Here is a 21,605-nt window from a genome sequence, read left to right as displayed (position 1 = left end):
GACGCAGGCTACCGATGAGCCGAAGCCGAAGTACCCCCCGGGCCGGACCGTGTCCGACGGGCCGCGGCTCGGGTGACGCGGACGAGTCGGTGGGGATCCGCCTGAAAGGCGTGACGGCGGTCGACGGGACAGGTGGAGATCCGCAGGTCTCCCCGCCTGCCGACGACGACTTCCGTCTCGTCGTCACCGGCGATCGTGAACAGCAGCGTCATGTCCGTACCGCACTCGTCGCGGCGGTGAGCGGTGGGACGCGACAGGTGCCAGGTCGGCCGGACACCCGGCTTCCGGCCGACGCGACGGGTGATGACGTCGCCGCCGTCGCCGGTCTCGTGGACCGGTTCCCGCAGGCCCGGCCGGAGTCCTTCCGGCAGCTCGTCCCGGAAGGGGGAGCCGGTGACGTGCTCGGCCGTGACCGAGCAGGCGTGCGGCGGGTACCCGTCCTCGTCGTACCGCACGGGCGCCGGCGGGCCGGCCGGCGCGGCCGTGACGTCGGCGATCCGGCGCCGGCGGACTTCCAGCACCGGGCCGTCGTCAGCCTGCCGGGCCGGAGGGTCCCCGTGTCCGTCGGGACACCAGGGGACCTGCAGGAGGCCGGTGTCGGCGGGCCACCACGGTCCCGGCACGTCGCGCCGGTGGATCCGGGCGACCGGCACCACGAAGTCCCCCGCAGAGGGCCGTGGGCCGTACGGGCCGGGTGGAAACCGGTGGCCCGGACGGCTCGCTGTCGTGATCATGGGCCGGTCACCGACGTCAACCGCTCAGGGAGCGTGTGCCATGCCCGTGCCTGCCGATCCGACGGTCCTGCATCCGATGCCCGAGCAGCCGCGGGTGGTGCTGCTGCGGCCGTTGGTGACCTCTCCGCTGATCGAGGTGGGGGAGTACTCGTACTACGACGACCCGGACGACGCGACCGCGTTCGAGACGCGCAACGTGCTGTACCACTACGGGCCGGAGAAGCTGGTCATCGGCAGGTTCTGTGCGCTGGGCACGGGGGTGCGGTTCCTCATGAACGGTGCCAACCACCGCATGGACGGCCCCTCGACCTTCCCGTTCCCCACCATGGGCGGCTCGTGGGCCGACCACTTCGACCTGCTCACCGGCCTGCCGAACCGCGGGGACACCGTCGTCGGCAACGACGTGTGGTTCGGCCACGGCGTGACGGTCATGCCGGGCGTCCGCATCGGCCACGGCGCGATCATCGGCTCCGGCGCCGTGGTCACCGCGGACGTACCCGACTACGGCGTCGTCGGCGGCAACCCGGCCCGCCTCATCCGCACCCGCTTCGACGACCGGGACATCGCCCGGCTGCTGGCGGTGGCCTGGTGGGACTGGCCCGCGGAACACATCACCGAGCACGTGCGGACGATCATGTCGGGCACCGTCGCCGAACTGGAGGCCGCCGCCCCCTGACAGGGGATGCGGCGGAGCCGGGACCGGCCGCGGCGATGACCTCCGGGGTAATGGCCGCCTTCCGCCGCCCCGGCTACGTTCGGACCGTCGTTCCCGCCCGGGACGCACGGAACGAAGGAGCCCGACCATGCCCGCCTACGGCTTCGCCCATCTCCGCAGCCGCCGTCACCACGCCGACGTCATCGAGTACCTGCACCGCATCCAGGCCACCCTCGACCCCTTCGGCGGCCGCTTCCTCATCCACGGACCGCCGGCCGAGGTACTGGAGGGGACGTGGCCCGGCAGCATGGTGCTGATCGAGTTCCCCGGCCTGGCCGAGGCCCGTGCGTGGTACGCCTCGCCCGCCTACCAGGACATCCTGCGGCTGCGCACCGATCACATCGACGGCGATGTGCTGCTGATCGAGGGCGTCGGACCGGACTACGACCCCGTCAGGAGGGCGGGCAGGCTGAGCGACGAGGCCGGGCGGGCGGGGCTCGCGGAACCTTCGGGGCCGGGTACCGGCGCACGGCAGCGGTGAGCGGCCGGGGTCCTCCGACGCCGACGGTGCCGACGCCCGCATCGTGTTCGTCGCCCCGGAGGGGGAGAGGATCAGGGCCGCCGACCGCCGCGCCACCGTCGACGCGCTGGTGTCCGAAGCCGCCGGCGGATCTCAAGGGGACCGTGCCGTCAGCCCTTCGGCGGCCGGCGCGGTGAGCGACGACGCCTCCACGGCGTACGCCACGGTCACCTGCGAGGTCGGGGCCGGCGACCCGGCGGACTCCGGCAAGGACGCCCTGGAAGGCGCCGTCGACGAGGCCCGCGCCGCCGGTCTCGCGGTCGAGGCGGGCGGTACCGCGCTGGCGGGCCGGCCCGCCGCGGGCGGCTCCGCCGAAGCCGCCGGCATCGCCCTGGCCGCCGTCGTGCCGCTGACCACCTTCGGGTCGTCGTCGGCCCGTGCCCGGCGTGGGCCGCCGAACGGGGGAGCCCCGCATGCACCGTGCCGGTGCGGGCTTGAGCCTGGGGCCATGAGTATCCGTCCCTGGGTGATCGTCGAGGCCCCGGACCGTCGTGGCCTCCGGCGGGTCGTGGTCGGCGGCGAGACGGTCGGCAGTGTCTGGTCCCTGCGTGAGCTGCGCCGTCTGCTCGTCGGCATCGGCTGTCCGGAGGACACGGACCTGGAGGACCCGGCGTCCGTGTGCTGGCGGGGAGGGGGCAGCGGGACGTGGCCCGACCGGGCCGGGCGAAGGCGCGCGACCATCGTGCTGATGGCGGCGGGCATGCTCGCGTCCATGGTCCTCAACGCCGTCGTCGGATGGCCGGACGCCCACGGCGCGCTGACCTTCGCGCAGCGCCTGAGCGGAGGGCTGTTCGTCCTGTCCGGGCTGGTGGAGGGCGCGGCGGCGGTCGCGGCGCTCGACTACTGGGGGAAACGGCAGGCCAAGAGCTCCGGAGCGGTCGTCCTGGTCGGAGTGCTCGTCGCCCTGACCACGGACAGCCTCCTGCTGTTCCTGTGGGCCGACGAACGGGAGTACACGCCCTACCTGCTGGTCTTCACGCCGCTGTGGTGCTGGTCCGTGTGCGCGCTCTGGCTCCTCGTCCGCGAGAGGGCGTGGCGGGGGATGCCACGGCCCAAGACCTTCGCGGCCGGGGTCGTGGCGACGGCGCTCCTGACCGCCGTGAGCCTGGCGTACTCCACCCTGTACCAGCCCGCCGCGGCTCCCATGCACTTCATGCTGAAGGCGGATTTCGGCACGGCGCGCACCGACTCCTTGCGGCTGCTGATGCACGTCCCGCTGAAACTGCACGTGAAGAACTCCGGAGGGATCCCGGTCTACGTCGTCATCGACGACTACACGGTCTACGGCCGGAGCGCCGAATACTCCGAGGGCGCCGACCGGCTGGAGGAGTGGAAGAGGAGCCTGGACGAGAGGGAGCCGGAGGATGCCGAGCGGTACGTCAACCGGCTGACCTTCAGGAAGATCAGCAGCGGGCGTCTCTTCCGTCCCGGTGACTGGCTCGAGGTCGGGCAGGAATTCTCCATGGAGCGCGTCGTCCAGATCCCGACCACCACCGAGTTCGACCGGCTCGATGTCGTGCTCCAGGTGACATACATGAGGAAGGACCGGGGGAAGATCGACGTGACCCAGTTCAGGCGCAGGCACCGGTCGTGGGACAAGGCAGAGGGCCGGTACTACTGTGCTCCGGAAAAATGCGGAGAGGAGATCTATTACCACGGCCGGGTACGGCACAACAACAATCTCGTGAATGTGACGCGCAAACCGCGCTACGTGACGGCCATCTGGTCCCTGAGGGAACCGCCCCGGTACTCCATCTCGTCCTTCGACTTCAAGGGAAAGGTCGCTCTTTCGGAAGAGAGACGGGACCTGGAGAGATATGGCGCCGCTACGGCCTCCGTGGAATCCGAGGTGTCCGTCGCGGAATTGCTGGGATCGGCCGAGGGCGGCGGCGACTGACGCCCCTCCTACTTCTTCTGCTCGGCCATCTTGAGCCAGGTCCCCGCTTCCACGCCCTTCTGGTGGAGGTGCAGAGCCGACCGCAGGCAGTGGAGCGCCGGAACGCCGACGGTGCCGAACAGTTCGTCGGCCGGTGCGGACTTCGCGAGCTCGGGGACGAGCCGCGCGATGCCGAACGGAGCCTGATCGATGCTGTTGTTCCGCAGTTGCGCGTGCACGTCGAGGGAGTCCTGCCCGGATTCGTCCGACTTCCAGTAGTCCTTCACCCCCGTGCTGTCCCACTTCGCGGGCGCCAGGTCGGTCAGCCCTTCGACGAGCTCGGAATCGGTGACGGTCTCGAACACGGCGTTGGTGCAGATCTTGGCCGCCTCGCCGAGGGCCACGTTCGGCAGGCCCCTGGCGGAGATCACCGCCTCCACCTGTTTCTCCAACCGGGCGATTTTCTCCTCCGCTTCCCTCTTCTCCCTCTGCCGGTCCTTCTCCGACCGCCTGGGGTCGGTGCTTCCGTTCAGCGACGAACTGGACTCGCTGGAGCTCTCCGCGAGGCCTTTGCTGTTGTCCTCGGACGTCTCGCGCTCGGCGGTCACGGACAACGCCGCGGTGACCACCTTCTCGGAACGGAGATCCTTCCGCCGGGCCCTGTCCGTGCCGATCTCCGCGCCGGTCTGCTCGCCCGTCCCCGTGCCGATCCCCGTCCTGACTCCTGTGCCGGTGTCCGCACCGCCCCGGCTCCGCCTCAGGGCGACGAGGGTCACGTTCCTCACGCTGTCGGCCAGGTCCTCCCGCATCTCCTTCGGCGTCGCCGGGTCGCTGATCATCTTCAGGACGGACATCGACCTCTGCACCGTCAGGACGGTCATGGCCTGCTCTTCGGGAGGCACGCTCGGATCACCGAGCACCGCCAGTGCGGACGTCACCTGCTTGGTGATCCCGATCAGCTCTTCCCGCACATCGGCGGGGGTACTGGGATCATCGATCTTCTCCAGTGCCGCGGTGATCTCCTCGGTGCTCTCGATGACACCGTCCTTCTCCTGCGGCGGTGTCTCCGGGGCCTGGGCCACCCGCAGAGTGGCGGTCAGTTGCGCCACGGCCGGCTTCAGTGTCTCGGGAACCTCTGTCATTTTCTGACTCAGTTCCTTGATGATGTTCTTGATTTCCTTCTTCTGCTCCGCGGTGGGCTCGGGGGGCGGTTGATCCGGTCGTTCCTCGTCCGGTCCCGGTGGCTCTTCCGGCGTGGTGGTGTCGTCCGGGTCCAGCGTCCCGTCCTGTGAGGGGGAGGTGGAAGCCGTCGGCGTCGACTCACCGTCAGGTGTCGACCCGTCCTCGGGTGCCGACTCGTCCTCGGGTGCCGACTCCGGCGGGGGTGTCTCCTCGGCCGGCGGTGGCGGTGGCGGTGGTGGCGGCGGTGGTGGTGGCGGCTGTGTGGGAGTGGAGGTGGGCGCGGGCGCGGGCGGCGTCGTCTGCGCGGGTACGTGGACCGTGACCTCGCCGCCGGGGTGAGGCGCCGCCAGGGCATCGGACGGCACGGCGGGCAACGCGAGCACCGTGGCCACGACAGATGCGCCGACCGTGCGGGAGACATGTCGCCGGGTGTTTCTGGCCATGGTGATTCCAGATGCGTTGCCGTACTGCGCGTCCAGCGCGGGCTCTGCCCTCTTGCGGGTGGCACTGCGCGGAGGGACGGGAGGGAGATCCGGCCCGGACGCTACGGGAGCCGCTATGTCTCCACTCTTCACCCCCGCCGCACGCCCCGCAACGCGAACACCGGACCGCTGCGCGGCGCGACGCCGCACGGAGGCCGGCCACGGGCCGTTCCGCCGGAGCGTGCTAGGAAACAGCCGGTGAACTGCATGCTTCCCGATGGGAAGTAGTTCCCCTTGCGGGTTACCACCCCCTTGGCCCTACGGTGCGATGGTGATCGCCGGACCGCCGGCGGACACCTCGATCCAGCACTGCCGCAAGCGGAATGTGGAGTCTTGTCCGATGAGTGGAATCCAGAGCGCGACGATGCCCGCGGTCGCCTACCGCAAGAACCTGCCCGTCGAGGACGCCGACAGCCTTCTCGACGTCGAACTGCCCGTTCCCGTCCCCGGATCGCGTGACATCCTCGTGCAGGTCGAGGCCGTCGCGGTCAACCCCGTCGACTACAAGGTCCGGCAGAACAACGACCCCGGCGGTGAGCCGCGCGTCCTCGGCTGGGACGCGGCCGGCACCGTGGTCGCCGTCGGCGACGAGGTCGAACTCTTCGAGGTCGGCGACGAGGTCTACTACGCCGGAGCGCTGGACCGTCCCGGCACCAACGCCCGCTTCCACGCGGTCGACGAGCGCATCGCCGCCCGCAAGCCCGCGAGCCTCTCCTTCACCGAGGCCGCCGCCCTCCCGCTGACCTCGCTCACCGCCTGGGAAGGCCTCTTCGAACGCCTGGGGCTGCACGACGGCGCCCTGGACCGGACCGGCACCCTCCTGGTCACGGCCGCGGCCGGCGGCGTCGGGTCCATGGTCGCCCAGCTCGCCCGGGCCCTCACCAGCCTCACGGTGATCGGTACCGCCTCCCGGCCGGAGACCGTCGAGTACGCCCGCAGGATGGGCGTCACCCACACCGTCGACCACCACAAGCCGCTGCCCGGGCAGTTGGCGGAAATCGCGCCCGACGGCGTCGACCACGTCTTCAGCACCGTCGGCACCGACAGGAACCTCGGCGCCTACGCCGACATCCTCAAGCCCTTCGGACAGATCGTGGCCATCGACGACTTCGGTCCCGTGGAGATCGGGCTGCTGAAGGCCAAGAGCATCTCCTTCCACTGGGAGCTGATGTTCACCCGCTCCCTGCACCACACCCCCGACATGGCCAAGCAGCACCACATCCTCACCCAGGTCGCCCGCCTCGTCGACGCCGGCATCCTCACCACGACGGCCACCACCGACCTCGGCGTCGTCAACGCGGCGCACCTGCGGGAAGCGCACCGCATCCTCGAATCCGGCACGGCCATCGGCAAGATCACCCTCACCGGCTTCCAGGAGCGGGGGGACGCCACCTCATGACCGAGCACATCCCCGAGGCCCCCGTCGTGCTCATCGCGCGCATGCGGGCGCGAGCCGGGAGAGGGCGGGACCTCCGGGCCGCTCTCGCGCCCCTGGTGAACGCCACCCGTCAGGAGCCGGGCTGCCTCACCTACGTGCCGCACCAGGGCCAGGACGATCCGGACCTCGTCGTGATGCACGAGATCTGGCAGAGCGAGGCGCACCTGCGCGCTCACGAACACAGCCCGCACCTGCGTGAGTTCGCCCGGCTCGCGACCGAACTGACGGAAGGAGGCATCGCGATCGAACGGCTGAGGCGGCTGGACCGGCTGGGCTAGCGCCGTCGCGGCGGAGGACCGCCCCGGACGTCAGACCGGGATCTCGTCGAGGTGGTCCTCGACCCAGGTGCGCAGTTGTGCCAGCGGCTGCGCCACGCTGCGGCCCAGCGCGGTGAGTTCGTACTCCACGTGGAGGGGGACGGCGGGGTAGATCGTCCGGTCGACGAAGCCCTTGTCCTCCAGCCGGCGCAGCGTGTTGGTGAGGACCTTGGGGCTGATCCCCTCCAGGCGGCGCTGCAGCGCGCCGAACCGCTGCGGGCCCTCCTCCAGCGCCCCGATCGCCAGGGCCGACCACTTGTTGGCCAGCAGGTCCAGCACCTCCCGGCACGGGCACTGCGCGGCGTACACGTCGTGGTGGTCGTGCCGCTCCGTCGTACAGGTCATGACCATGGGTCGCTCGTCCCGCCTTCCCGGCTGTCGCCCTCACGCGCCCGCTTCCCTTCGGGAAGCAACTTGCTGGAGGATACTGGATCCTGGCCGAGGCCCGAGACGGCCGCGAACAGCGGGGTGCGGCGGGTGGCCCGCTCGTCCGACGAGTCCTGCGACCCCCGCCCCGGCGCGAACGCGAGCCGTGGGAGGCGGTCGAGCGGTTCACCGCGGTGTTCGCCGCCTGAGGCGCAAGGCGTGGCACTGTCCCGCGCGTGCTCCGCATGCGACGCGGACGGCGCGGTACTCGGCAGCCGCTCGGAAAGGAGCACATCATGGCGGTTTGCGAAGTATGCGGAAACGACTACGCGCTGTCCTTCGAGGTGCACACGGTCGGTGGAGGCGTGCACACGTTCGACAGTATCGAGTGCGCCGCCCACCGGCTGGCGCCGATCTGTGACAACTGCCAGTGCAAGGTCCTCGGGCACGGGCACCAGGCCGAGGGGAAGTTCTTCTGCTGCGCCCACTGCGCCCGTGCGCAGGGCCACGAGGAGCTCACCGACAGCGCGTGACCCCCTCGGCCCCGGCCCGGGCACCGGCCGGAGCCGTACGGCCGGTCACGAGCACCCGCGTCCGCCGGCGGACCGCCGGGCGGATCGGCGACGCCCGGGCGGCGACCGGCCGCTGCCCCACCCCGGGGAGCACACGCGAGCCGGGGGCGGCGACGTACGCGGGGAGAGCCCCCGGCCCGCCCCGGCCGCTGCTTCGTGCGGCCCGCCCGGGCCACGACGCGCCTCCCGCCGCTCCCGCGGCCGTCCCTCCAGTGCGCCGACCGGGTGCTGTCTGCGCTTCCCGCCGGCCTGAGGGCCGCCCCGGGGGCAGGGAAAGAGAAGCCGCCGGCCGGCGCGGCACTCGTCCGGCCCCCGGAGCAACCGAAAGGCGAGACCTTGGAACCGCATCCTCACGCAGACCTGTCCGGCAGACGCGCCCTGGTCACCGGGGCGGCGCGCGGTCTGGGGGCGGCCATCGCCCGCCGCCTGGCGCAGGCGGGAGCGAGTGTGTGCCTCACCGACGTACGCCGCGAGGACGGCGAGAAGACGTGCGCCGCCCTGACCGGGGAGGGCCACGTCGCGCGCTTCGTGGAGCTGGACGTCCGCGACGCCGACGCCGTCACCGCGAGGGTCCAGGACCTCGAACGGGACGGGTGGCCGCTGGACATCCTGGTCAACAACGCCGCCGTGGACGTCACCAGACCGATCGAGCACCTGACCGCCGACGAGGTCACCCGAGTGGTCACCACGAACCTCCTCGGCCCCATGTACCTGTGCCTGGCCGTCTACCGGCGCATGATCGGACGCGGTGGCGGGCACATCGTGAACATCCTGTCCACCGCGTCCCACCGGACCTGGACCGAAGCCGCCCCCTACGCGGCGAGCAAGACGGGTCTGCGCGCCTTCACCCACACCCTCTTCCAGGAGGCCCAGCGCGACTGCCCCGGCATCGGCGTCACCGGTGTCATCGCGGGCGGCATGGAGACCCCGTTCATCCTCGAACGCTTTCCCGACGCGGACACCTCCAAGCTCCAGCGCCCCGGCATCGTCGCCGACGCGGTGCTCTGCGCCCTGTCCGTCCCCACGACGAGTGCCATGCCCGAGGTGGTCGTCGTGCCGCGCAACGAGCCGTCCTGGCCGTGAACGGGCACCGGCACACGCGCCCGGGGCATCGCCGGCACCGCCGGCCACCCGACGGTCACAGGCCGCTCACCTTGGTGTTCGCCGAGATCTCGTAGACCAGGGTGAGGGTGCGGCGGCCTCCCGGCGGGAGCGGGACGTTCCAGCGCACGATGCCGTCCGCGTCGACCTCGTCGGGCGCGGGGGAACAGTCCTGCCGGCGCAGGGCCACCTCCACCGCCGACGTCTCCGAGACCGGGATGCGCTCCCGGACGGCCACCACGTGCTCGTCCCGCTCGGCGGGTGCCGAGAAGCGGGAGAGGTGCAGCCGGACGGTGCGGGTGAGAACGGTCCGCTGGGCGAGGCCGGCGGCCTCGCGGGTCTCCTCGGTGTGCCGCAGGACCCGGTGGTCGTCGCGGCTGCCGAAGGCGAGCTCGGCAGGGGCGCCGGGGGCGGTGAAGTCCAGCGTGCCGCGACCGCTGAAGCCGCCGCCGCTGACGAGGTCCACGGGCCCGGCGAGCAGGGCGTGGCCGGAGCGGTTGTCGAACCGCACGACCTGGGTGACCAGGGGGGACAGCTCGGGTGCGCAGGCGTACTCCCTGCTCGCGTGGGCGGTGAAGGACGAGAGCGGCACGCGGTGGGCCCGCCCGTCCGACGGGACCGAGACCGCCGTGCCGCAGTGCAGGACCCTGACCTCGCCGCCGTCGTCGACGCCCGGCAGGCCCTGCACGGGGGCGGGACCCAGGTCCGCGATCTCCTCCTCGCGCACCTCGACGTGGACGGTGCGGCGCTCCGCCGCGGAACGCTCCTGGAGCGTGAGCCTGTCCTCCTGGAGCCGGGGTGGTGCGCCGGCCCGCGCGGAGCGCGCCGTCGACAGGGTCAGCCGGACGTTCGACCAGTCCTCGCCGGTGCGCTGCCAGACCACCGCGTCCGTGTCCAGCGTGAGCGAGTCCCCGTCGAGCACGGCCCGGTAGGCGGGCCGCCACAGCGCGCACGGGGTGAGGTGGGTCACGCGCAGCCCGGCCGGACCGGCGGCGGCCGTCCGGACGGTCAGGTCGACGTGGGCGACGAGTTCGGCGGGTCCGGTCTCGGCGAGCTCCAGGGCGCGCCGGGTGTCGGAGAGTTCGGAGGCGAGCACGGTCAGCCGGGCCTCCACCGCGCGCAGTTGCTCACCGTAGGTGTCGCGTTCGCCGTCGACCCGGTCCAGTTCGCGGGTCCAGCGCTCCCCGTCGGTCTCTCCGAGCCCGGCGCCCTCGCCGATCTCCCGCAGCAGGTCGGCGGCGAGCCGGCCGAGGAGGTCGACGCGGGCGCGCAGGCGCTCGCGCTGCCGTTCCAGCGCGTGCCGCTCCTCTTCGAGTGCGGTCACGCGGTGGCGCAGCGCGGAGTCGCCGTCGGCGGGGCCCGGCCCGCGCGGCACCCACCGGCGTACGACTCGCGCGTCGAGCACGGTCGCCGGATGTCCGGCGGAGAGCTCGGCGTGCAGGCTGCGGTCGACGGCCAGGGCGCTGACCGGGCCGAGGCGCAGCCGGTGGGTGCCGGCTTCCAGGTCGAGCACGGCGGTGCGTTCGACGTGTGCCCGGTCCTCCAGGCAGGTGACGGCGGTGACGGGCAGGGCGATCGGTTCGGGAATCGTGGACATGAGGGGTGTCAGCTCCTGCGGTTGCCGCCGGTCAGGGCCTTGCCGGCCGGGATGCGGATGACGTAGCCGCCGTCGAGGGCGGCGGTGGCGCGGGCCGGCAGTTCGATCCGCCACAGGCGGGTGCCCGGCGCGTGCCGCTCGGCCTCCGCGCCGTCCGCCGGGACCTGCCAGTCGGCCTTCTCCTCGATCCGTACGTCCGCGTCGGAGGTGACCGGTACCCGCTCGCGCACCTCCACGGTGACGGGAACCGTGAGCCGGTTGGCCAGTTCCACGTGGACGCGGTGGTCGAGCACGGTCACGTTGTTGCGCAGTCCCGAGGTCGACTCGTGCAGGCTCGTGCGGCGTGTGACCCCGATGGCCTCGTCCGGGCCGAGTCCCACCCGGCACACGCCGCCGGGGGCGAGGGTGGGCAGTGAGGCGGTCAGCAGGAAGTCCCCGTCGGCCGCGACCTCCAGCGGTCCGGCCAGCAGCGCCTGATCCGTGGCATTGGAGACCACCAGCGTCGTGTAGACGGCCTGCTCCACCGACGGAACGCACAGGTACTCGGTGCGCAGGCCGACCGGTACCTCGCCGACGGCGATGGTGTGCCACGTGCCGTCCGAGGGGATGTCGGCGCGGGCCGCGGCGTCGTAGCGGTGGTCGAAGGAACCGGCCGACTCGCGGGGGCGTACGGCGTTCCCCGGCAGGGGCAGCGCGGCGACCTCCTCGGCGCGTCGGCGGTACCGGGACGTCACCGGGTCGGAGCCCGTGTCCGGGAACAGCCGTCCCCGGCGCTCCTCCGGCGCGTCGGGTCCGCACAGGACCAGCGCGGTGTAGTCGAGTTCGGCACCGCTCGGCCGCGGCGGCCCGGGCGGGAGCGCCGCGGCAGGGGCGGGGGCGGGTGTCGGCGGCGGTCCGGCCCGGCCGGGAGCCGCCGGAGCCATGGCGGGCGCCGCGGCGGGCCGGGCGCCGGGGCGGGGGGCGCCGCCCTGCCGGAACGCGGGCGGCTGCCCGCGTTCGGCCGCCGGGGCGCCGAACGCCGCCGGTGCGCCCCCCGTCGCGCCGGGGGCCGGCGGCACGGCGGGCGGCGCGCCGTAGCCGGCCACGGGCGCGGGCACGGCCGGGGGGAGGGGAGCGGGCGGGGGCGGTGGTGTGGGCGGGCCCTGGAACGCGGGCGGAGGCGGAACGGGGCCGGACGCGGGACCGGTGCCGACCGCCCCGGCGCCCGCGACGGTCGCGAACGCGTCACCGCCGCCCGGGCGCGCTCCCGCCGCGTCGTATCCGGTGAAGAGGTCGGCCAGCCCGCGCGGGGGCTCGCGCCAGCCCGAAGGCGCGGGGGCGGGCTGGCTGCGTCCGATGCGGATCGAGCGGAGCCGTGGCGCGTCGGTACGGCGTCGCAGGTCGGCCGTGGCCAGCGAGACGCGGACCCCGGTCCAGTCCTCGCCGGTGCGCTGGGCGACCGCGGCACGCAGCAGCAGCCGTCCACTGCCGTCCCCTTGACGGTGGGTGAGCCGGTAGGCCGGTACCCAGACGGCGCCGGGCACCCCGTACTCCACCTCCACCTCGACGTGCGTGTCACCGGTGCCGCCGGTGAGGGTCAGGACCGCGCACAGGGCGGTCTCCACGTGCGCCGCGGGCGCATCGGTGGAGGCACGGGCGAGCCGGTCCGTGGCGACGGCCAGTTCGTGCTCGACGCCCTGCAACTCCTCCTCCAGGTCGCGGAGCCGGGAGTGCAGCGTGGTCAGCCGGTCGTCGACGAAGCCGGCGAGCTCCAGCCACGCGTCGACGGGGGTGCGGCGGTGCGGGTCGTCCTCCTTGCGGGGCGGCGGCACGGGGCGCAGCGCCGCCACCTCCTCGATCAGCTCCTGCTGCCGGTCCCGGCGGGCTCGGGCGGCCTGGCACGCGTCGCGCAGCCGCTCCACCTCACCGCGCAGTTCGCCGGTCGGGCGGGTGCCGGAAGGGCCGGCCTCGACCTCCACCCGGGCCTCGGTGACCCGCACTCCGCCGGCGCCGACGACCCGCGCCCGCAGGGAACCCTGGTCCATCGAACGGGGCAGGCCGGTCACCCGCACCCGGCCGTCCACCGGCACGCGGCCGCGGGCGAGCCGACGGCAGAGGGCGCCCTGCGCGTACACCACCACCGCGTCGAGCGTCGACGCCCACCTCGGAACCGCTTCAGCCGTCATGTGCCCCCCACGCGCAGTGTCAGTGAACGAGGGAACTCTATGCCGCACACGGGCGCCGGGTGGTCAAGCCGCCGGACGGCCACCGCCGGACCACCGCGCCCCGCCGGACGTGATCACTCACGACCGGGCCCACCCCCGCGCCGAACTTCCGGCCGGCAAACCGGGACCCACCTCCGCGCCGGACTTCCGGCCGACAGCTGGACAAGGCGGCCCCGACGGCGCCGCCGGAGTCGCGGCCGTCGTCCATCGCCCGGCCGTACGGCGCCGGGTGCGGCGGGCCGCTGGGACGGGGCTGCGGCGGCATACCGGGCGAGTCGCCTCATTGGTGATCCGGCCGTATCCGTGCCCGGTCGTGCCTGATGATGGGCGGGCCATGACCGAGCTCCGTACGGTGCCGCACCGCGCGCCGCTGCCCGCCGCGCGGGCCGCCGTCTTCGCGTTCGCGGGCACGGTGCTCGGGGCGTCCGCCCGTCGTCCGGCCGCCGAAGGGCCGGTGCCCCGGCGGCAGAGCACCGCCGCTGCCGCCGTGCCGTGCGCGGCGGGGCCCGCCGGGGCAAGGCGCCCGCGCCCGCCTTCCGCCGTGCCGGCGGCGTGCGGTGCGGCGCAGGCGGCACCGCACGTACGGCCGGCGACGGCACACGCGCATCCGGTCCCGGCCACGACCGTGCCCGTGCACGCACCGCACGGGGCGGGCGCTCACACGGCCCGGCACGGGCGGCCGCCCGACCCGTCGGCGGTGACCGCAGTGCCCGCGGCCTCGGCGGTCGTGGCCGCCCCGCTGCTCCACCGGGCGGACACCGTGCGCCGGTCACCGGCGCGCGGCCTGACGACCGCGATCGGCGCGCTCCGCGCCGGGACGACCGCGGCCCGGTCGCTGCCGAGCGGGCGCCCGGCACCGGCCCGGCACCGGCCGACCGCCGTCCTCCGTACGCGGCCGGCCCGGCCACCCCTGAAGGCGGCGGTGCTCCCGCGCCTCGTGACGCGCAGGGGGCCTTCCCGCGCCGGTTTCTCCCGCGCCCTCCGACCGCGCCGGGCCGTCCACCGGACGGCCCGCGCCTTCCCACGCTTGGAGACCCCCATGTTCCCTGCCCTGAAGAGGTCCGCCACCGTCCGGCGCCTGACGCTGCTGACGGCGGCGGGTGCCACCGCCGTCCTCGTCACCGCCGGTCCCGCCTTCGCCCACGTGGAGGTCGAGGCGGAGGAGGCCCGGGCCCTCGCCGAGAACGTCGAGCTCACCTTCACCGCCGAGTCGGAGTCCGCCACGGCCGGCATCACCGGGCTGCGCGTCGTCCTGCCCGAGGGCATCACACCGGCCGACGTGACCTTCGGCGCGGGTCCCGAGGGATGGACGTTCACGGCGAACGACGACGGCTACATCGTCAAGGGCCCGGCCGTGCGGGCCGGCGAGGACGCCGAGCACTCCGTCGTCGTCAGGCAGCTGCCCGACGCCGAGGAGCTGGCCTTCAAGACGCTGCAGACCTACAGCGACGGCCGCATCGACCGCTGGATCGAGCTCGGCGGGTCCGGCGGCGACGGTCACGGCCACGGCCACGGCCACGAGGCGCCGGTCCTCGAACTGCGCGCCGCCGAGCCGGGAGCGAAGCCGGTCGAACCGTCCCCGAGCGACGCCGCGTCCGCGTCCGCGTCCCCGACGCCGGCTCCGCGGGCGAGCGAGCCCACGGCCTCGCCCGCCGCGAAGGAGGCCGACGAGGAGGACGGCGGCCTGTCGGCCGGCGCCTGGACCGGCATCGGCGCGGCGGTCCTGCTCGTGGCGGCCGGTGCCGCCTACGTCGTGCGCCGCCGGGCCGGCGCCGGGCGGTAGCCCCTGCCGCAGTCGCCCGGGGGGCCCTCACCAGCGGTTCCCCGGCCGGCCGGGGGCCTTCCCCCGCCGGGGCCGTCGCGAGTGCATGCCGCGCCGGCTCCGGTGGGGCCGGGCTTCGTGCACCCGCCGGTGCACGGCCGCACGATCACCCGGGCTGGGCGGCGGGACGCTCGTCTCGTCTGCTGCAGACGGGGAAGCGCCGGTACCCGATGAGCTCGCGACGGGTGAAGAGTTGTGTCGTCGGCTGGGTGAGAGCCGTGTTCCGGGGTAGAACGGCTGTTGGCTTCCGCGTTTGCGGAGAGCCGGAGCATGCCCGGACGAAGGGCGCTCCTTGGCATGAACGAAGGATCGACCAGTATGGCCAGCGGCACCGTGAAGTGGTTCAACGCCGAAAAGGGCTTCGGCTTCATCGAGCAGGACGGCGGAGGCCCGGACGTCTTCGCGCACTACTCCGAGATCAAGGGCAGCGGATACCGCGAGCTCACCGAGGGCGAGCACGTCACCTTCGACATCGGTCAGGGGCAGAAGGGCCCGCAGGCCCAGAACATCGTCCGGGGCTGATCCGGCGAGGGACGCGCAGAGAGGCGGCTGACCGTTGCGGCAGCCGCCTCTCTCATGGGTGTGAGGGCTCGGTGGGGGCCTGGAGTCGAAAGATCCCCGCGGTACGGATCGTGCGGGGTGAGAAGCCGGGGAGCGGGGGTACCGGCAGGGCGACGCGTGACGGGAAAGCTCGGGGAGGGCGACGATGGGATCGGTCAGTCAGTTGCGGCGGCTCAGGGCCGTGTATGCGAGCGGTGCGGTGGCCTGGACCTTCTGCCTTCTGCTGTCCCTGGTCCAGGGCGACGGTTCGGCGCGGCAGATGGTGGTGCTGCTGGGACTGCTCGCGGCCTTCCTCGTCCTGCTGCTGTGGTCGAGCTGGTGCCTGTGGGAGATGGGGACGCGCCGCCCGGCGGACCGGCCCGGGGGCGCGGCGACGGCGCGTGCCGAGTCGTCGTAGCCCGGCGGACTCGCGCCGCCCTGTGACGCCGCGGGGCGCGGGGACCCGCCCGCGTCCGCGACGAGCGGGCGCCGCCGGGCGCGGCGCGTGACGCGGCCCGCCGTGGACGGGCCTCACCGGTGAGGCGTCAGCCCTCGCCGAAGCCGCGGAAGGGCCCCGATCCGCTGGCGGCGCCGGCGAACTCCGCGAAATCCATCTTCGCGATGCTGAGGTCGGCCGACACCTCGGGAACCACCGGGCCGGGACCCTGAACGTGCGCCCGGGTTCGTCCCGAGTCCACGGCCAGGAGCGGATGCTCCGGATCCGCCATGGTGGCCGCGTCCGCCAGGAACACGCGGACGATCTGTTCGTCCTCTCCCTCGTCGCCGAAGTCGGTACGCAGGACCAGTGACGTCAGATCATCGGGCGGGGCAGGGGCATGAACGTGGCCCTCTCACCCGGCGCCGACGACGGTCCTCGTCATGCCCCCGGAAGGTCCTGCCGGCAGAACGGCGCTTCGACTTGATAGGCAAGTGAAGACTTGCCTATCCTGGGGTCGTGGCCGATGACCTTTTCAAAGCCTTGGCCGACCCCACCCGCCGCACCATCCTCGACGAGCTCACCGAGAAGTCCGGGCAGACACTGTTCGAAATCTGCTCACGGCTGAGCATGAAGCACCGGCTCGGCATCTCACGCCAGGCGGTGTCCCAGCACCTCGCCGTGCTGGAGGCCGCCGGACTCGTGGAGACCAGGCGCGAGGGCCGCTACAAATTCCACGACCTGAACACCGCCCCGTTGCGGCAGATCGCCGAGCGATGGCTCGGGCGTGACCCGCGCGACGCATCCGCGCCGGAGGAGAGCAGCCCATGAAGATCCACCTGACCAGCGTCTTCGTCGACGACCAGGCCAAGGCCGAGCACTTCTACACCGAGATCCTCGGCTTCGTGAAGAAGCACGACGTCCCGGTGGGGGAGCAGGACCGGTGGCTGACCGTCGTCTCGCCGGACGAGCCCGACGGCACCGAACTGCTCCTGGAGCCCGCCGGCCACCCGGCCGTCAAGTCCTACCGCGACACACTCGTCCAGGACGGCATCCCGCTCGCCCAGTTCGCCGTGGACGACGTGCAGGCGGAGTACGAACGCCTGAGCGGCCTCGGCGTCCGCTTCGTCCAGGAGCCCGTGCAGATGGGCCCCGTCACCACCGCCGTCTTCGACGACACCTGCGGCAACCTGATCCAGATCGCGACCAAGCCGCAGTAGGCGGTCGCACCGGCGCCCGGGTACAGGGAGCGGCGCGCCGGCCCGGTGGCTGGTGAGCACCGGCCCGCGCTCCGCACCCGCGCCACCCGCCCCGGCGCTGCCGCTGGCCGAGAGTGAGGCCTGTCGCTCGTACTCGGCCTGGCCTGCGCGCCGTTCGCCGGTGTCCGGGTCGCCGTCGACCGGCGCGGACTCACGGTCGCCTCGACGGCCCTGCCCAGGCCCCGGCCGGCTCCGCCGCTCGACGGCATCGCCGGTGCCCGCGGCGTCCGGGTCGACGCCCTGGGGGACTTCGGAGGCTGGGGCTGCCGGATACGCCCGAACAGGCGTGGCGCGGTGCTGCGTTCGGGGGAGGCGCTCTCGGTCCGCACGGTGGAGGGACGCGAGCACGTGGTCACCGTCGACGACTCGGCCACCGCGGCCGCGTTGTCCGACGGCCTGGTGAACCGTCGCGCCGGGGAGGGCGAGCAGGTCGCCGCTTGCGTACGCAGGGCGCTCGCCGACGGCACGGCGACCCCGGGCGATCGGCTGCCGCCGGCTCGCCGGGGCGCCGGGTCGCTGGGCGGTAACGTGCACGGGGTGCTGCGCGGTTACCGGCGGCTGCGTGACGAGGGTCTGATCGAGCTGCGCCGGGGCCGGGGCGCGGTGATCACCACGACGTCCGGCGTCGCGGACCGGGCCCGGCTCACCGAGGCCGTGCACGGCCTCGTCACCCGAGCACGCGGAATCGGTCCGACGGACCGGGAGTTCCTGACCCTGGTCCACCGCGGCCCGGGCGGCGCACCCGCCACCACGCCACCCGCTCCCGGCGGTTGAAGACCTCCGGACCGGCGTCCGCCCCGCGGACGGTGTGCTGCCCGGCCGCCGGGGCGGCGCGCCGGTCGCCGGGTCCGGCCGGGGCCCGCCTGAGGCGGCCCCTGGGCCGCGAGCGGCCGGCGACCGCTCAGTCCACCGTGAAGAACCGCTGGAAGTAGTCGGCCGGCGCCCCCTCACCGACCAGGACCCCCTCCGCCTCCACCCATGCGTGCGCCGCGAACGGCGGCTGGGTGCGCACTCCGACGCACCAGGTCGGCCACTGGCCGCGCAGGCGGCACAGCAGCGCGGTGGCCAGGGACCTGGGCAGGCAGCCCTGCTGGCCGCCGGCGGCCAGACTGACCGCGAGGACCGTCTCGCGGGCCCGGGCGGCCTCGGTGAGCGTCGCGGGCCGCGCTCCCCGCCGCAGCCACCGCAGCACCGTGCGGATGCGGGCGGGGGGCTGCCGGGCGAGCACGTGGGCGCAGACGACGGCCAGCCGGGTCACCAGTCGCGGTCCGAAGGGCACCGATCGGGGGTCGTGCGGGACGATCTGCGAGGTGGACACTGCTGCTCTCCCTCCGGGACGTGGCGGGCGGGGTCAGGCCGCCAGGAGCTTGGCGGCGCGCAGCTCCTGCAGGATGCGGGTGATGTCCTCCTCGACCTGCTCGGCGCTGACGTCGTACGTCGCGGTGAGGGACGTCACCGTCTGTTCCCTGCTCGTGCCGTCGAGCAGGGTGCGGACGATCAGCGCCGCGGTGGGGTTGAGGGTGTAGTACTCGCCGCTCTTCTGATCGAGCAGTGCCATGCCGTACTCGGTGTCGGCCGTCACCACTCCGGGGCGCAGGGTCATCGTCATGCCGTGGTACCTCCAGTGTCGCCGGTGTTGGTTCCCGCGGGCCGTTCCCGGCCACGGCGGGTTGCTTCGCGTGAGCGCAGCCAGACCTCGCAGCCGACGGTCGGATGCAGCAGCGCGCTCTCCAGATCGGCGGCGAGCGGCCGCCGGCACCAGTCGCGCAGCGCGTCCACGTCGACCAGCCCCAGGGCGTGCAGCCGGGAGTCCTCCCAGAGCGCGAGCAGCGAGGAGCGGTGGCGGCGCAGCCCGGTCTCCTCCTCGAACGCCGCGTGGGCCTTGGTGGTGCGGCGGCGGCTGGCCTCGGGGACCACGCCCCGCATGGCTTCCTCGATCAGCGGCTTGTACCGCCAGGGCGTCACCCGCTCCCGGGGGCGCACCGCGAGAGCCGCCTCGACGAGGAGGTCGTCGTAGTAGGGGGCGGCGAAGGTGACGCCGAGCGGTTCGGACATCTGCTGGACGTGCCGGGCGAAGCGAGCCAGGGTCCGCAGGGTGGCCAGCTCCCGGTGCCCGCCGTGCCCGGTGCCGAGCGGCTCCGCCCGCGCGGCCTGCTCCCTGACGAGGTCGCGCACGGCCTCGACGGCCCGCCCCGTGGCCCACGGGGGCAGCCGCGGCGGGGTCCCCCAGTCGAAGAGGGGCACGGACATGGGGGGTTGGGGCCGGGTGAGGTCCCGCGCGACCTGCTCCAGCCAGCTGCCGTACGAACGGCGGTCGAGCAGCTGGCGCAGCGCCGTACGGCGGGACCACCGGTGCTTAGAGGTGAAGCCGCGGGTGTGCCGCCACGCGGTACGGGGGTGCCGGGGCAGCAGGCCGTGGACGTGGGCGGAGGCGCCGCTGAACAGTTCGTCCCCGCCCATCCCGCTCAGGTGCAGCGGGGAGCCGCGCTCCGCGGCCCGCTCGACGATGTCCATGCGCCGGTGGCGGTTGACGGCGTAGAGCGACGGGGTGTCCAGGTCGTCGTCGAGTGCGTCCACGCGGTCGAAGGTCAGGGGCACTTCGGCCGCGGGCACCACGTGGTGCTCCACCGCGTCCAGCGCCGCCACCGTGCGCCGGGCGTAGGCGACGTCGTCGCCGAGGACGTCGTGGACGGCGGCGGTGTACGCGACGGTCTTGGCGCCGGCGCGGGCCGCGGTCGCGACCACGGCGGTGGAGTCGACGCCGCCCAGGTCCGCGCTGATCAGTTCCCGGTCCGCGATCCGCACGGCGACCGCGTCGGCGAGCCGGTCGCGGACCAGCCCGGCGCCCTCGGCGAGCGGCAGCTCGGCCGGGGGAGGGGACCAGCACCGGCTCGTGCGCGGACGCCCCTCGCGGTCGAGCACCAGGCGCCGGTCGCCCGGCAGGACGTCGACGCCGCGCCAGACCGTCTGGGTGGTCAGCGGGTGGAGGATGCCGGGGCTGAGCAGGTGCACGGCCAGCCGGCGCTCGTCCAGGTCCGCCCCGGTCAGGTCGGCCAGGACGTCGGCGCGGTCCGACACGATGTGCGCGCCGCTCGCGCCGGGGACTTCGGCCGTGAAGACGCTGCGCACGCCGGTGACGGTGCCGCGGATCAGGGTCGTGCCGTCGAAGCTGGCGATCAGGTGGTGGCTGCCGGGCCAGGTTCTCGCGCGCTGCTCCGCGGCCTCGAGCGATCCGGTGCGCGCGGCCCGGGCCGCTTCCTCGACCGCCACCGCGTGCTGTCCGAGCACGGCCAGCCGGGCCCGTCCGCAGGCCGCCGTCGTCACGGTCCGGGCCTGCCAGCGCCCGATCAGCCAGGGCCGGCCGGATGCGTGGCGGATCTCCTGGGCTCCGCCGGACCGTACCCGTGCGGCGACGGCCGCGACGGCGTCGGTGTCGGGCAGGGCCAGGAACCAGCCGGCCCCGGGAGGGCTCGACGCGCCGGTCGCCATGGGCAGGGTCCTTCCGGGTGGGTGCGGGTCGACGGTGTCCGGAGGAGGGCGGGCGGCGCCGGAACGCCGCCCGCACTCACGGTGCCTCACCCTGATGACGTGTACATGTCAAGCAGGGGGCCGGTCGGGTCAGAGGAGGCTGTGACCGCCCAGCAGGTCGGGGCTGCCCGTGCCGGCCAGACCCGTGACCTTCTGGAAGTCGCCGACCTTGATGAGGGTGGGGCGCTCGTAGGTCATCGTCGTATCCCTTCGTCGTGAAACGCGGAACGTGCTTGGACGGAGTTGCCTCGTGCGTCGGCCGGCGTGCCGAACCGTTCCGGCGGCCCGCCGACGCAGTGCACACGCTAGGTGTGCGGCGCGTCGCCTCACAACGGGGGACTCGGGCCATCCCGCCGCGTTCCGGCCTCCGCCTCATTCGCCCCACAGGCCTCCCCACACACATGTTGCGGATGCCCGGACATGCTTCGCGCGACAGGGGGTACCCACGATGCCTTCCCCGGCCGGCCGACGGTGTTTCCGGACAGGCGCGGGGGCGCGCCGACGAGGCGGTGCCGCGGCCGTCTCGTCCTGAAGTCGGGTGACGCGGGCCGCAGGGGCACCGCTCAAGGCCTCGGTCGGCCAATCGGCTTCCTCCTGGCCTGGATGACGCCCTTGCCCGGGCGCCGGCGCGACCGGTGGGCCGGCAGCCGCCGGGCCGCCCGGCTGCCGGCGGTCGCGCGGTGCCGCCGCGGCTCACCCGGCCCGGGAAGGGCGCCGGCACGGCGACGGCCGCCCTCCGGGGCCGCCGCCTCACGGGGTGACGGCGGCGAGGTCAGGGCCCGGGGCGGATAGGTGACCGAGGAGTGCGGCCGTCTGCCCGGGGCCGCCGGTGACGTCGACGTCCGTCCGATCGGCCGGCTCGTCCGGGAGGTGGCGCCGAGGGGGTCGCACAGACCGGCTTCGTCGAGGGCGATCT

General features: G+C 73.8%; 23 protein-coding genes. 13 read left to right on the top strand and 10 right to left on the bottom strand.

What is annotated here, in order from left to right:
- Positions 1-8: 8 nt before the first annotated feature.
- Complete coding sequence (locus tag ACIF8T_RS25335) at positions 9-521, bottom strand: hypothetical protein (RefSeq protein ID WP_400038366.1); 513 nt, start codon at positions 519-521, stop codon at positions 9-11.
- 253 nt (positions 522-774) lie between these two features.
- Between ACIF8T_RS25335 and ACIF8T_RS25330 the strand changes: the two genes are divergently transcribed.
- From ACIF8T_RS25330 to ACIF8T_RS25320, 3 genes are all read left to right on the top strand, one after another.
- Positions 775-1,410, top strand: coding sequence for a CatB-related O-acetyltransferase (locus tag ACIF8T_RS25330; RefSeq protein WP_400038365.1), 636 nt, complete (start codon positions 775-777; stop codon positions 1,408-1,410).
- A 127-nt stretch (positions 1,411-1,537) separates the two neighbouring features.
- A complete protein-coding gene (locus ACIF8T_RS25325) occupies positions 1,538-1,930 on the top strand; it encodes a DUF1330 domain-containing protein (protein ID WP_400038364.1) in 393 nt (130 codons plus the stop codon).
- 43 nt (positions 1,931-1,973) lie between these two features.
- Positions 1,974-3,866 carry a hypothetical protein gene (locus ACIF8T_RS25320; protein WP_400038363.1) on the top strand — a complete coding sequence of 631 codons (1,893 nt, stop codon included), beginning with the start codon at positions 1,974-1,976 and terminating at the stop codon, positions 3,864-3,866.
- Between the two features lie 8 nt (positions 3,867-3,874).
- On the opposite strand, the gene ACIF8T_RS25315 is transcribed toward ACIF8T_RS25320, so the two are convergent.
- Positions 3,875-4,987, bottom strand: a complete 1,113-nt coding sequence (locus ACIF8T_RS25315) for a hypothetical protein (protein ID WP_400038362.1) — start codon at positions 4,985-4,987, stop codon at positions 3,875-3,877.
- Positions 4,988-5,873: 886 nt separating this feature from the next.
- Between ACIF8T_RS25315 and ACIF8T_RS25310 the strand changes: the two genes are divergently transcribed.
- Together ACIF8T_RS25310 and ACIF8T_RS25305 are read left to right on the top strand one after the other, a co-directional pair.
- Positions 5,874-6,908: a zinc-binding alcohol dehydrogenase family protein gene (locus tag ACIF8T_RS25310; protein ID WP_400038423.1), complete on the top strand. Its 1,035-nt coding sequence runs from the start codon at positions 5,874-5,876 to the stop codon at positions 6,906-6,908.
- A complete protein-coding gene (locus ACIF8T_RS25305) occupies positions 6,905-7,225 on the top strand; it encodes a putative quinol monooxygenase (RefSeq protein ID WP_400038361.1) in 321 nt (106 codons plus the stop codon). The genes ACIF8T_RS25310 and ACIF8T_RS25305 overlap by 4 nt, the downstream gene beginning before the upstream one ends.
- A 30-nt stretch (positions 7,226-7,255) precedes the next feature.
- Here the strand turns inward: ACIF8T_RS25305 and ACIF8T_RS25300 are convergent, their stop codons facing one another.
- Positions 7,256-7,615, bottom strand: a complete 360-nt coding sequence (locus tag ACIF8T_RS25300; RefSeq protein ID WP_400038360.1) for a winged helix-turn-helix transcriptional regulator — start codon at positions 7,613-7,615, stop codon at positions 7,256-7,258.
- Between the two features lie 311 nt (positions 7,616-7,926).
- On the opposite strand from ACIF8T_RS25300, the gene ACIF8T_RS25295 reads away from it, so the two are divergent.
- Both ACIF8T_RS25295 and ACIF8T_RS25290 read left to right on the top strand, forming a co-directional pair.
- Positions 7,927-8,163, top strand: coding sequence for a hypothetical protein (locus ACIF8T_RS25295; RefSeq protein WP_400038359.1), 237 nt, complete (start codon positions 7,927-7,929; stop codon positions 8,161-8,163).
- Between the two features lie 375 nt (positions 8,164-8,538).
- On the top strand, positions 8,539-9,285 hold the full coding sequence (locus ACIF8T_RS25290; RefSeq protein WP_400038358.1) for an SDR family oxidoreductase: 747 nt from the start codon (positions 8,539-8,541) through the stop codon (positions 9,283-9,285).
- A gap of 55 nt (positions 9,286-9,340) precedes the next feature.
- Here the strand turns inward: ACIF8T_RS25290 and ACIF8T_RS25285 are convergent, their stop codons facing one another.
- On the bottom strand, positions 9,341-10,900 hold the full coding sequence (locus ACIF8T_RS25285; protein WP_400038357.1) for a mucoidy inhibitor MuiA family protein: 1,560 nt from the start codon (positions 10,898-10,900) through the stop codon (positions 9,341-9,343).
- Positions 10,901-10,908: 8 nt separating this feature from the next.
- Positions 10,909-13,065, bottom strand: coding sequence for a DUF4139 domain-containing protein (locus ACIF8T_RS25280; RefSeq protein WP_400038356.1), 2,157 nt, complete (start codon positions 13,063-13,065; stop codon positions 10,909-10,911).
- A 1,078-nt stretch (positions 13,066-14,143) separates the two neighbouring features.
- Between ACIF8T_RS25280 and ACIF8T_RS25275 the strand changes: the two genes are divergently transcribed.
- The 3 genes from ACIF8T_RS25275 (at position 14,144) to ACIF8T_RS25265 (ending at position 15,884) form a co-directional block, all read left to right on the top strand.
- The gene (locus ACIF8T_RS25275; protein ID WP_400038355.1) at positions 14,144-14,887 is read left to right on the top strand and encodes a DUF1775 domain-containing protein; all 744 of its coding nucleotides are present in this window, start codon (positions 14,144-14,146) and stop codon (positions 14,885-14,887) included.
- 357 nt (positions 14,888-15,244) lie between these two features.
- Complete coding sequence (locus tag ACIF8T_RS25270) at positions 15,245-15,448, top strand: cold-shock protein (RefSeq protein WP_055711351.1); 204 nt, start codon at positions 15,245-15,247, stop codon at positions 15,446-15,448.
- A 184-nt stretch (positions 15,449-15,632) separates the two neighbouring features.
- Complete coding sequence (locus tag ACIF8T_RS25265; protein WP_400038354.1) at positions 15,633-15,884, top strand: hypothetical protein; 252 nt, start codon at positions 15,633-15,635, stop codon at positions 15,882-15,884.
- 127 nt (positions 15,885-16,011) lie between these two features.
- Here the strand turns inward: ACIF8T_RS25265 and ACIF8T_RS25260 are convergent, their stop codons facing one another.
- Positions 16,012-16,218: a DUF6924 domain-containing protein gene (locus ACIF8T_RS25260; protein ID WP_400038353.1), complete on the bottom strand. Its 207-nt coding sequence runs from the start codon at positions 16,216-16,218 to the stop codon at positions 16,012-16,014.
- Positions 16,219-16,421: 203 nt separating this feature from the next.
- Between ACIF8T_RS25260 and ACIF8T_RS25255 the strand changes: the two genes are divergently transcribed.
- From ACIF8T_RS25255 to ACIF8T_RS25245, 3 genes are all read left to right on the top strand, one after another.
- Positions 16,422-16,733, top strand: a complete 312-nt coding sequence (locus ACIF8T_RS25255) for an ArsR/SmtB family transcription factor (RefSeq protein ID WP_400038352.1) — start codon at positions 16,422-16,424, stop codon at positions 16,731-16,733.
- Complete coding sequence (locus ACIF8T_RS25250; RefSeq protein ID WP_400038351.1) at positions 16,730-17,122, top strand: VOC family protein; 393 nt, start codon at positions 16,730-16,732, stop codon at positions 17,120-17,122. Before ACIF8T_RS25255 ends, ACIF8T_RS25250 begins: the two co-directional genes overlap by 4 nt.
- A 423-nt stretch (positions 17,123-17,545) precedes the next feature.
- A complete protein-coding gene (locus tag ACIF8T_RS25245) occupies positions 17,546-17,935 on the top strand; it encodes a GntR family transcriptional regulator (RefSeq protein ID WP_400038422.1) in 390 nt (129 codons plus the stop codon).
- A gap of 127 nt (positions 17,936-18,062) precedes the next feature.
- On the opposite strand, the gene ACIF8T_RS25240 is transcribed toward ACIF8T_RS25245, so the two are convergent.
- The 4 genes from ACIF8T_RS25240 to ACIF8T_RS25225 all read right to left on the bottom strand — a co-directional run bounded on the left by ACIF8T_RS25240 (position 18,063) and on the right by ACIF8T_RS25225 (position 20,887).
- The gene (locus ACIF8T_RS25240; RefSeq protein WP_400038350.1) at positions 18,063-18,479 is read right to left on the bottom strand and encodes a lasso peptide biosynthesis B2 protein; all 417 of its coding nucleotides are present in this window, start codon (positions 18,477-18,479) and stop codon (positions 18,063-18,065) included.
- A 33-nt stretch (positions 18,480-18,512) separates the two neighbouring features.
- Positions 18,513-18,770, bottom strand: coding sequence for a lasso peptide biosynthesis PqqD family chaperone (locus ACIF8T_RS25235; RefSeq protein ID WP_400038349.1), 258 nt, complete (start codon positions 18,768-18,770; stop codon positions 18,513-18,515).
- Positions 18,767-20,650, bottom strand: coding sequence for an asparagine synthase-related protein (locus tag ACIF8T_RS25230; RefSeq protein ID WP_400038348.1), 1,884 nt, complete (start codon positions 20,648-20,650; stop codon positions 18,767-18,769). Before ACIF8T_RS25230 ends, ACIF8T_RS25235 begins: the two co-directional genes overlap by 4 nt.
- Before the next feature lie 129 nt (positions 20,651-20,779).
- Positions 20,780-20,887, bottom strand: a complete 108-nt coding sequence (locus tag ACIF8T_RS25225; protein WP_400038347.1) for a keywimysin-related RiPP — start codon at positions 20,885-20,887, stop codon at positions 20,780-20,782.
- Between the last annotated feature and the right edge of the window lie 718 nt (positions 20,888-21,605).

The sequence above is a fragment of the Streptomyces sp. NPDC085946 genome, from assembly GCF_044540485.1.
In the GTDB taxonomy this organism is placed as follows: Bacteria; Actinomycetota; Actinomycetes; order Streptomycetales; family Streptomycetaceae; genus Streptomyces.
Note: the sequence above shows the minus strand (reverse complement) of the source record. Positions and strands in the feature narration are given on the sequence as shown.